General features: G+C 70.5%; 3 protein-coding genes. All 3 read left to right on the top strand.

Annotated elements, in window-relative coordinates:
• Positions 1-60 precede the first annotated feature (60 nt).
• Complete coding sequence (locus AB0J57_RS34795) at positions 61-168, top strand: hypothetical protein (RefSeq protein ID WP_366132427.1); 108 nt, start codon at positions 61-63, stop codon at positions 166-168.
• On the top strand, positions 165-1,067 hold the full coding sequence (gene metF, locus AB0J57_RS34800; protein ID WP_366132425.1) for a methylenetetrahydrofolate reductase [NAD(P)H]: 903 nt from the start codon (positions 165-167) through the stop codon (positions 1,065-1,067). Before AB0J57_RS34795 ends, metF begins: the two co-directional genes overlap by 4 nt.
• Positions 1,045-2,003 (top strand): adenosylhomocysteinase (locus AB0J57_RS34805; RefSeq protein WP_366132426.1); only part of this gene is annotated, 959 nt, incomplete at its 3' end. The genes metF and AB0J57_RS34805, both read left to right, overlap by 23 nt.

The following is a 2,003-nucleotide window of genomic DNA, read 5'->3' on the forward strand; positions in this document are numbered from 1 at the left end:
TGCCCGGACCTGGAGGACCGCGCCAAGATCGCCGACCTGCTCCGGCCGGAGCGGATCGGGGTGCACCTCTCCGAGGAGTTCCAGCTCCACCCCGAACAGTCCACCGACGCCATCGTCATCCACCACCCCGAAGCGAGCTACTTCAACGCGGGAGGCCGCCGGTCATGACCACCCTGCGCGACATCCTCGCCACGGGCACGCCCTCGTTCTCGTTCGAGTTCTTCCCGCCCAGGACCGAGGCGGGGACCCGGACCCTGTGGCGGGCGATCCGCCGGATCGAGCCGCTGGCCCCGACGTTCGTCTCGGTCACCTACGGCGCGGGAGGCTCCTCCCGGGACCGTACGATCGAGGTGACCCAGCGGATCGCCGCCGAGACGACACTGCGTCCGGTCGCGCACCTGACCGCCGTGGGCCACTCCACCGCCGAGCTGCGCCGCATCATCGGCCAGTACGCCGACGCGGGCGTACGGGACGTCCTCGCTCTGCGCGGTGACCCGCCCGGCGACCCCAACGCACCCTGGACGGCCCACCCGCACGGCTTCACCCACGCCCACGAGCTGGTGTCGCTGGTGCGGGAGCTGGGGGACTTCAGCGTCGGCGTCGCGGCCTTCCCCGAGCGGCACCCGCGCTCGCCGGACTGGGAGAGCGACATCCGGCACTTCGTGGCCAAGTGCCGGGCCGGCGCGGACTACGCCATCACCCAGATGTTCTTCGACGTCGAGGACTACCTGCGGCTGCGCGACCGGGTCGCGGCGGCGGGCTGCGACACCCCGATCATCCCGGAGATCATGCCGGCCACCGACGTACGCCAGATCAGCCGCTTCGCCGAGCTGTCCCACGCCACCTTCCCCGCCGGCCTCGCCCGGCGCCTGGACGCCGCCCGGGACAACCCGGCGGCCGGCCACCGCATCGGCGTGGAGCACGCCACGGCCATGGCCGACCGGCTGCTCGCCGAAGGCGCCCCGGGCCTGCACTACATCACGCTCAACCGGTCCACCGCGACGCTCGAGATCCACCAGAACATCCAGAACTCAAGGAGTGCACATGTCCTCGCAGCCGCCCGCTGACTTCACGGACTTCAAGGTCGCGGACCTCTCCCTGGCCGAGTTCGGCCGCAAGGAGATCACCCTCGCCGAGCACGAGATGCCGGGCCTGATGGCGATCCGCGAGGAGTTCGCCGAGGCCCAGCCGCTCGCCGGCGCCCGCATCACCGGCTCGCTGCACATGACGGTCCAGACGGCCGTCCTGATCGAGACGCTGGTCGCCCTGGGCGCCCAGGTCCGCTGGGTCTCCTGCAACATCTTCTCCACCCAGGACCACGCCGCCGCCGCCATCGCCGCCGCCGGCATCCCGGTCTTCGCCTGGAAGGGCGAGACGCTGGAGGAGTACTGGTGGTGCACCGAGCAGGCCCTGACCTGGCCGGGCCACGCGGGCCCGAACATGATCCTGGACGACGGCGGTGACGCCACCCTCCTCGTCCACAAGGGCGTCGAGTACGAGAAGGCCGGCGCCGTGCCGGACCCCTCCACGGCCGACAACGACGAGTTCCGCGTCGTACTGGAGCTGCTCGGCCGTACGTCCCTGAAGTGGACCGAGCTCGCCGCCGGCATCCGTGGCGTCACGGAGGAGACCACCACCGGTGTCCACCGCCTCTACGAGATGCACCGCGAAGGCGCTCTGCTCTTCCCCGCGATCAACGTCAACGACGCCGTCACCAAGTCGAAGTTCGACAACAAGTACGGCTGCCGCCACTCGCTGGTCGACGGCATCAACCGAGCCACCGACGTCCTCATCGGCGGCAAGACCGCCGTCGTCCTCGGCTACGGCGACGTCGGCAAGGGCTGCGCCGAGTCCCTCCGTGGCCAGGGTGCCCGGGTCATCGTCACCGAGATCGACCCGATCTGCGCCCTCCAGGCGGCGATGGACGGCTACCAGGTCACCACCCTCGACGACGTCGTCGAGACCGCCGACATCTTCATCACCACGACCGGCAACAAGGACAT

Source organism: Streptomyces sp. NPDC049837, from assembly GCF_040674455.1.
Lineage (GTDB): Bacteria > Actinomycetota > Actinomycetes > Streptomycetales > Streptomycetaceae > Streptomyces.

Bases quoted from the DNA above. Each gene is read 5' to 3' on its own strand.
- metF (WP_366132425.1), top strand. From the start codon at position 165: ATGACCACCCTGCGCGACATCCTCGCCACGGGCACGCCCTCGTTCTCG.